This window comes from Vibrio caribbeanicus ATCC BAA-2122 (assembly GCF_000165125.1).
Taxonomy (GTDB): domain Bacteria; phylum Pseudomonadota; class Gammaproteobacteria; order Enterobacterales; family Vibrionaceae; genus Vibrio; species Vibrio caribbeanicus.
Genome location: NZ_AEIU01000061.1, coordinates 35,992 through 44,560 on the forward strand (window position 1 = coordinate 35,992; position 8,569 = coordinate 44,560).

Annotated in this window: 8 protein-coding genes and 1 riboswitch; all 8 genes read right to left on the reverse strand. The window is 42.6% G+C overall.

From position 1 onward, the window contains the following. Positions 1-54: 54 nt before the first annotated feature. The 8 genes from thiH to RH40_RS07080 all read right to left on the reverse strand — a co-directional run bounded on the left by thiH (position 55) and on the right by RH40_RS07080 (position 8,416). On the reverse strand, positions 55-1,176 hold the full coding sequence (gene thiH, locus RH40_RS07045) for a 2-iminoacetate synthase ThiH (RefSeq protein ID WP_009600741.1): 1,122 nt from the start codon (positions 1,174-1,176) through the stop codon (positions 55-57). Next, positions 1,173-1,967: a thiazole synthase gene (locus RH40_RS07050; RefSeq protein WP_009600742.1), complete on the reverse strand. Its 795-nt coding sequence runs from the start codon at positions 1,965-1,967 to the stop codon at positions 1,173-1,175. Before RH40_RS07050 ends, thiH begins: the two co-directional genes overlap by 4 nt. 2 nt (positions 1,968-1,969) lie before the next feature. Further along, positions 1,970-2,227 carry a sulfur carrier protein ThiS gene (thiS, locus tag RH40_RS07055; RefSeq protein ID WP_009600743.1) on the reverse strand — a complete coding sequence of 86 codons (258 nt, stop codon included), beginning with the start codon at positions 2,225-2,227 and terminating at the stop codon, positions 1,970-1,972. A 2-nt stretch (positions 2,228-2,229) separates the two neighbouring features. After that, positions 2,230-3,009 carry a HesA/MoeB/ThiF family protein gene (locus RH40_RS07060; RefSeq protein WP_009600744.1) on the reverse strand — a complete coding sequence of 260 codons (780 nt, stop codon included), beginning with the start codon at positions 3,007-3,009 and terminating at the stop codon, positions 2,230-2,232. Beyond that, positions 2,996-4,306 carry a thiamine phosphate synthase gene (thiE, locus tag RH40_RS07065; protein WP_009600745.1) on the reverse strand — a complete coding sequence of 437 codons (1,311 nt, stop codon included), beginning with the start codon at positions 4,304-4,306 and terminating at the stop codon, positions 2,996-2,998. Before thiE ends, RH40_RS07060 begins: the two co-directional genes overlap by 14 nt. 2 nt (positions 4,307-4,308) lie before the next feature. Continuing rightward, on the reverse strand, positions 4,309-6,246 hold the full coding sequence (gene thiC, locus RH40_RS07070; protein ID WP_009600746.1) for a phosphomethylpyrimidine synthase ThiC: 1,938 nt from the start codon (positions 6,244-6,246) through the stop codon (positions 4,309-4,311). 140 nt (positions 6,247-6,386) lie between these two features. Next, a riboswitch (TPP riboswitch) is annotated at positions 6,387-6,485 on the reverse strand. Positions 6,486-6,547: 62 nt separating this feature from the next. Beyond that, positions 6,548-6,931: a fluoride efflux transporter CrcB gene (gene crcB / locus RH40_RS07075; RefSeq protein ID WP_009600747.1), complete on the reverse strand. Its 384-nt coding sequence runs from the start codon at positions 6,929-6,931 to the stop codon at positions 6,548-6,550. Positions 6,932-7,033: 102 nt separating this feature from the next. Beyond that, the gene (locus RH40_RS07080; protein ID WP_009600748.1) at positions 7,034-8,416 is read right to left on the reverse strand and encodes a multicopper oxidase family protein; all 1,383 of its coding nucleotides are present in this window, start codon (positions 8,414-8,416) and stop codon (positions 7,034-7,036) included. Positions 8,417-8,569: the final 153 nt, after the last annotated feature.

Sequence of the window (8,569 nt, forward strand, 5' to 3'; positions counted from 1 at the left end):
ATGGTTTAAATTTAAGTGTTTCACGTGGAACATTGTTTCACGTGAAACACTCGTTTAATAATGAATACCTGAATATACAGAAGACCAATCTTTCCACATAGGGTCTAGGCCTCGATTACGGATTACTGCCTCTATATTAGCTGCACTCCTCTCGTCACTTATTTCAAATTGCTCTAACTCAACAAAATCCGAGGCGTAGCCTCCTGGCTGAGTTTTAGACGCTGCAGAAATTGAGGTAATGCCAAGGGGTAAAGCGTTGTCTCGAAATCGTTCAGACTCTCGTGTTGAAAGTGATAATTCAACCTGAGGGTTAAACAAGCGATAAGCACAAATCAATTGCACTAATTGTTTATCAGACATAATTGATTTTGGCTGTAACCCCCCTTTGCATGGCCTAAGTCGAGGTAGAGAGATTGAATAGCGGCTGCGCCAAAAATGTTTTTCTAAATACTCGAGATGCATTGCGACATGGAAGCAATCAGTACGCCAATCCTCTAAACCGATCAGTGCTCCTAAGCCAATTTTATCAATACCTGCTTGAGCTAGTCTTTCTGGAGTTTGCAGACGAAAGTCGAAATCCGACTTTTTCCCTCTTAAATGGTGCCGCGCATAAGTGGTTCGATGATAAGTTTCTTGATATACCATAACAGCATCCAACCCGAGGTTAACCAGTTCTGCGTATTCCTCAGTTAATAGAGGTTGCACTTCCATTGCCACATAACTGAATTTACTTTTAACTACAGGTAATACTTGCTTAAAGTAATCAATACCGACTTTAGTATCATGTTCTCCACTCACCAATAGAATGCTATCAAACTTCATCTTCTTTATCGCATCGAGCTCGGCATTCAATTCAGCAATATTGAGTGTCTTGCGTTTAAGCCTATTTTCCATAGAAAAACCGCAATAAGTGCAAACATTCGCACAAAGATTGGAAAGATAAAGCGGAATAAAAAGAGAAATCGTATTACCAAATCTATTTCGAGTCAGAGTAAAAGAGCGTTGCGCCATTCGTTCAACATACGGCTCAGCTGCCGGTGAAATAAGTGCTTTAAAATCCTCTAAGTCGCAGTATGGTTTAGCAAGCGCACGTTCTACATCTCGATAGGTCTTAGCGTTGATCGACAGCGTGATATCATACCAATCCAATTGATTGAGATGCTCAACAAAGCTCATTTAATTACCTCCGGATGCTGATTAGGCACATCATCTAGGAACGAAGTCAGTGGACTCGATGCTACCGCATGATGTGCACTTGATGCTAATCCAGCCAAGTACGCCATTCTTCCAGACTCAACCGCTAATTTAAAAGCTCTTGCCATTTTTATAGGTTCGGGAGAGATTGCAATCGCTGTATTGATCAAAACTGCATCTGCCCCTATTTCCATCGCACTGGCGGCGTGGGAAGGTGCACCTAATCCAGCATCAATGATCACTGGCACTCGAGACTGCTCTATAATTATCTGTAGAAACTCTCGGCTCACTAGCCCTTTATTTGTTCCTATGGGGGCCCCAAGAGGCATTACCGCAGCACAACCAACTTCTTCTAGGCGTTTACACAAAACTGGGTCACTATGACAATAAGGCAAAACTACAAAACCTTTCTCAACCAATTTCTCGGCTGCTTTAAGGGTTTCAATAGGATCGGGCATCAAATACTTCGGGTCTGGGTGAATCTCAAGTTTAACCCAATTTGTACCAAGAGCTTCTCTTGCTAACTCAGCAGCAAAAACGGCATCTTGCGCATTTTTTGCACCGGAGGTGTTTGGTAATAGTTGGACACCCAACTCGTTCAATGGCGAGATAATATCGTCATGTGGCGCATGAATATCAACTCGCTTTAGTGCCAAAGTCGTCAGTTCAGAGCCACTAGCTTCAATAGCATCGGCCATAAGTTTGCTGCAACCAAATTTTCCTGTACCAGTAAAAAGCCTGGAATGGAAGGTTTTATCTGCAACTCTTAACATTGTTAACCTCCAGCAATTGCTTGGAAAATGGATATATTGTCACCCTCAACCATCAATTTCTGCTCCCATTGATGATGTGGAATAATTTGGTTATTTATAGCGATAACGACGCCTCTATCTATCAGTTTCTCTTGTTTCACTAAGGTATAGAGTGAACTGTTTTGATGAACTTGACGTGATTCACCGTTGAGCAGTATGTTCACTGTGTTGTTATCAACTCTTTCAGATACACGACTTGAAAGGTGCTTTTCTAACGTCACGATTACCCCCTAACTTCATTTGAAGTAACACCACAAACCAAACAATGATTCACTTTTGAACGGGAAAAACTTTGCCAACGTAAATTTAGTCCATCAAAAAGATGGAGCTGATTGGAATCAAAATATACTTTATTCATAGAGAGCTTTTGAATCGCTGCCAACGCTTGATAATTTCCGAGTATGCCAACCACAGGGCCCATTACACCCGAGTCAACGCATCGCTTCTCACTCTCGATATTGTCAAATGGAAACAAACAGTGGAAACACCCGCCAACTGTGGAAATCTCAGAGAAGTCAAACACCGAAAATTGCCCTTGCCAACCAATCGCAGAAGCTGATATCAAGGTTTTATTCTGCTTGTGGCAGACTCGATTAATCTGTTGTCGACTTGGCATATTATCGCAACAATCTAAAACGATATCCGCCATCATAGTTTCAAGCTGCATTTGTTCCTCACTCATGCGCTTTTTCACCAATCGAATATCAATTTGAGGATTTATCGCCGACAACCGTTTAGACAAAGCATCAACTTTTGATACTCCTTGATCACTATCCAAATAGGCAATCTGCCTGTGTAAATTGCTGATTTCGATTAAGTCATCATCAACTAAGACTAACTTCCCAATACCTGCTGATGCTAAATAAAGACTCGCAGCACAACCTAAGCCACCACAACCAATAATTAAAACTGTCGAGTCTTTAAGTTTTTTTTGTCCTCCCTCCCCAATCTCTTCGAGGCATATTTGACGCTGAAACCGGACAAACTGATTATCTGATAACATCGTAGTCTCCTATTTTTGAGGATTGCTCTTGACGCTCAATTGGAGAGAAAGATTGAAATTTCTCAAGGTCATCTTCTAGCGATTCTGACAAGGTAAGCGCTCTTACGACTGCAACACAGGTCACACCGCATTTCATCACATCTGAAACATTACCAAGATCAATACCACCAATTGCTACAGTTGGAATACTCATTTCATGAGTAGAGGCCAATTCCATTGAGTCAATCAGATTTTGGTAAAGTTTTAACTTGCTTAAACCTTGGGGTTGAGAGGGCATCTCTTTGGTTGTCGTGGCAAAAATATGACCAAGCGCAACATAACTTGGTTGATAAGACTGAGCACGCAGTACTTCATAATAGCCGTGTGATGATATTCCCAAATGAATACCCGATGCGATAAGTCTATCTAAATCGACTTGTTCTATATCCTCTTGGCCCAAATGGACTCCAAAGGCGCCATGTTCAATGGCCAATTGCCAATGATCGTTAATAAACACCATCGCATTGTATTCACGTCCTAATTCAATGGCCTCTATGATCTGCTGCTCCAGATCCCGTTTATTGCCGTCCTTGATTCTTAACTGGATGATCTTGATCCCGAGTGGTAACAATTTTCTTATCCATAAAATATCATCAACAACTGGATATAGACTGAAACTAGTTTTAGGAATCTGCGGGAAGCAGTGATGGTTATATTGCTCGAAAGAATCCTCACTTAACCGACGTCGATTTCCTATTAGCTTTGGAAAATCCAAATAGTTAGTGGGCCAATCAGGCATATTGTTTTTTTCATGAGCAAGTGTTTCACGTGAAACATCGCAGAGTGCTGCACGAGTGACAACAAGCGAATCCTTAAAGCAAAAACCTAGTGAAATCAGAGAGATGAACCAGGCACAATGCTGCTGATTAGCTTTGTCGTTGATAGGCATGTACGAGTAAGTCACTCCTTCTCCACCATCATCCATCGATTGACACCACACATCTTGATAATGGATACCTTCTGGTGAAGAGGACTTGACCCCAATATAAATATTGATGTGAGAAATCTCCTCAGGCCCATTGCTATCATTATGATAATTAAGTTTAAAATCGCATTTAGTATTGGATTGGATACTTGTAAACAAATCACTAACGATTTTAATCTCACGCTCAAGGGTTTTGATGGTAATCCACTCGGACCGATTAACTTCAATATGGATATTGTCGGATTGCAATCCATAAGAAAAAGCGCATTCGAGACAGCTCATTATCTGTGGTTTGAGACTCATAGCCGTTTGGGGCAACGATATTACAATCATGCTCAAACCTCTTTGACATCTACAACAGGATGATAAAGCTCAGAGCCAGTAGCACGAAACTCCTGAGACTTTATCCTCATGCCCTCAAGAGGATCATCAAGAAGAGTGACTGAAATAGCCTGATCAGCGGCAACTTGACGAGTATTTTTCGCATACTCTCGAACTTCCTGGGAGATCTTCATTGAACAAAACTTAGGCCCGCACATTGAGCAGAAGTGAGCGACTTTTCCAGACTCTTGCGGTAGTGTTTCGTCATGGAATGCTCGAGCGGTCTCAGGATCGAGAGCGAGATTAAACTGGTCTTCCCAACGAAATTCGAAGCGAGCTTTAGATAAAGCATTATCACGAACCTGTGCCCCGGGATGTCCCTTAGCAAGATCCGCGGCATGAGCAGCAAGTTTGTAAGTAATTAAACCAACTTTGACGTCCTCTTTGTTCGGCAATCCCAAATGTTCTTTAGGCGTCACATAGCAAAGCATCGCACATCCATACCATCCGATCATGGCAGCCCCGATTCCTGAAGTAATATGGTCATAGCCGGGTGCAATATCGGTTGTCAAAGGACCAAGCGTGTAAAACGGCGCTTCATGACAATGCTCGAGTTGCTGATCCATGTTCTCTTTTATCATATGCATAGGAACATGCCCCGGCCCTTCAATTATCACTTGAACGTCATACTCCCAGGCAATTTTTGTAAGTTCACCAAGTGTACGCAGCTCCGCAAATTGAGCTTCATCATTGGCATCGGCAATGGATCCAGGGCGCAGTCCATCACCCAAAGACAAGGACACATCATAACGGGCACAAATCTGACAAATTTCTCGAAAGTTAGTGTAAAGAAAGCTTTCTTGATGATGGGCAAGGCACCATTTGGCAATGATAGATCCTCCTCGAGAAACAATGCCTGTCACCCTTTTTGCAGTCATCGGTACGTAACGAAGAAGCAGCCCAGCGTGAATTGTAAAATAGTCAACTCCCTGCTCTGCTTGCTCGATTAACGTATCACGCATTACCTCCCAACTCAGATTTTCTGCGACACCATTGACCTTTTCTAGAGCTTGATACATAGGAACAGTACCTATAGGTACCGGACTATTACGCAATATCCACTCTCGAGTTTCATGTATATTTCTACCGGTTGAGAGATCCATAACCGTGTCCCCTCCCCACCTTGTAGCCCAAACTAGCTTTTCGACTTCTTCTTCAATGGAAGAGCTCACCGAGGAATTACCAATATTGGCATTAACTTTCACTAGGAAATTTCGCCCAATGATCATGGGCTCTGATTCGGGGTGATTGATATTAGAAGGGATGATCGCACGTCCCTGAGCAACTTCCTGACGAACAAACTCTGCTGAGATTTCTTTGGGGAGATTTGCCCCAAAGCTCTGACCCGTATGTTGTTGATTTAGAGTTTTATCTCGATATTGAGCACGGCCCATATTCTCTCTAAGAGCAATAAATTCCATCTCAGGAGTAATGATTCCTTTGCGGGCATAATGCAATTGCGTGACGCATTGACCTTGTTTAGCACGTCTAATGCGGGGCAAATTTCCATAACGAAGATCATTGAGTGTTTCATCTTCCAAGCGCTGTTTGGTGAACTCTGAGCTAACATTATCAAGTAACTCAGTATCAGCACGCTGCTCAATCCAGTTTTCTCTGAGTTTAGGTAGACCATTGTGGAGATCGATTGAATAGTTTGGGTCGGTATAGACGCCAGAGGTATCATAAACACGTACCGGCTCATTCGGCTCGAATATCGGAGCATCCTTTGTTCCTCCGATAAGACTATCGGCAAGCGATATTTCGCGCATTGGTACCTGAATGTCAGACCGAGAGCCTTGGATATAGACTTTCTGAGAGTTGGGATAAGGTTGGACGGATAGATTGTCAATAAATTGCTTAGCTTGCAATCTGGTTTGTTTGCGACTCGACATAGCATTTTTCCTTGCTTTATTAGTGCGTAATAAAAATGCTTGACGGAAAAATGCACAAGAGGAAAAGAAACGGACAAATCTCTTTTGTAAAAGATGCCAAAAAATCAGTAGTGTCGTAGACAAACCATTAATTTATGGTGTCATTTTCCTCTCTTGTTCCCTTCGCAGATATTAATCTGATCAGGTTCAACGGATCCCGAATAAACGGTCTCAGCACAACGGCACTCCGACAAGTAGAACGAGTATATAAAAACCTCAAACGGAAACCAAGCGTAAGTTTATAAATTGAGAGGTATTAGGGCTAGCCTTTTGTCAGGAGTTGAAAACCCAACCACGCAGTTGAAATACTGAGAATAACGTTTAATGCGATATTTAACCCAACCTTGAAAAAAGCCCCCTGTTGCATCAAAAGAACATTGTCCATGGAAAAGGTTGAAAACGTTGTCAGAGCTCCAAGAAAACCCAACCCAATCACATGCCTCCATGGTTCACTCGCCAACAACTCACTCTCGAAAGCTGCGATAAGCAACCCCATGATAAACGAGCCCACCACATTGACTGCGAGAGTACCATAAGGAAAGCCTCGTCCGAAGAGGGTGATACATAGCTCGGATATCAAATATCGAGCGCAAGCCCCAAGTGCGCCACCAATCGCAATAAAGCTCAGTATGGAGAATTGTCCCATCACGTTTTCCTTAAGTCTAAAGGCATCAGTTTAACCTAATAATGGCTCAAATCTTGGATAGCAATCTAAGAGTTCGAGGATATTTTGCAAAAGTTACAGGAGTCACTTAACCTCAATATATCCCATTAAACCCGTTTTCATATGCTCAATAACATGACAATGGTACATCCAACGTCCAGGGTTATCTGCAACAAAAGCTGCCTTAGCGCTGCCATTTTTCCCAAGCAGTACGGTATCCGTATGAAATGGTATCTTAAGTTTTTCCCCGTCTAATTCCAAAACAGTAAACGTGTGCCCGTGCAAATGAATTGGATGGTGGTATTGAGTGACATTTCTTAGATTGAAGATGTAGGTTTTGCCGAGAGTCAAGGTTGCAAGAGGCTCAGGAATATTTCCTCCCATCATCCCTTCCCAAGCTCGTTTATTCATCAACCAAAAATTCGGCATTGCTTTGCCTGAATTATCGACCGGTGTCACTGCACCTTCCCATTCAAAAACAAAATCAATCTGCTCTGCATTCTGTAGATCAAGACTTGGTACAGGATTAATAGGTAATTTAGGGATCTGTGCTGGAACGTCAACAAGAGCTTCAGAAACTGTGAAATCACACAAAGGAAACGGGAAACGTCCTTTCATTTGACGCACCGACACTCGTTGTCCCGCTTTTGGTGCAACAAACGCCAAATCTAGACGCATACCTGGGCCTATTTTGTGACGCTCAAGCAGGTAAGGTTGCTCGATAGGGTTTCCATCGATAGCCACGACCCATGCTTGGACTCCTTCAATAGCAATAGGGTAAGTGATCGTGTTATCAACATTAGCGATTCTCAACCTCACCGTTTCATTCTCACGTAGGCCGTAGGTTGGCTCATGGACACCATTGACACTACTCCATTCACCAGGGGTTCCCATACGCGCACTTAGTCTTGGAATCATTAAGTCTTTCCATTGTCCTTGAGTGTCGATGTGCCAGTGTTTTAACATCAGGGGGTATTCACGATCGAAATGTATGGGAGTACTCTCTTCAACGATAAAAAGACCGACGAGCCCCATTCCGAGTTGTTTAACACTATTCATATGCGGGTGATACCAAAAGGTACCAGCGTCAGGAGGAGTAAAGCGGTAAATGAAGGTTTCTCCTGGCATAATCGGCTTTTGACTTAAAAAAGGCACCCCATCCATCTCAACTGGGATTCGAAGACCATGCCAATGTATCGTAGTGGGTTCATCAAGTTTGTTGGTAAACCGAATCGTAACTTCTTCACCTTGCCTACAACGAATAATAGGTGCTGGGATCTGACCGTTAAAGCCCAAAATATTGGTCTGATAGCCTTTGACGAGTTGAGCCGAACCAGGCTCCGCAGTGAGCTGATAGTCAAACTTACCACGTTCAGACTGTAAACGAGTCAGTGTACACGCTGGTAACACAGATAAAGCAGAAACAGCAAGCCCTGACTTAATAAACTGACGACGAGATATTCCCATGCAAAAAAACCTTTATGAAAAGCAAATAGGCAGAAAGTAACATTATCATACCTAATTGGACTCTCCGTTTCGATAAAGAGATCGCCTGAGTATATTTGTTTAATCCAGTTCTTTATAAGGGCGTGACAGAAAAATATCGAATTGAACTTAAAA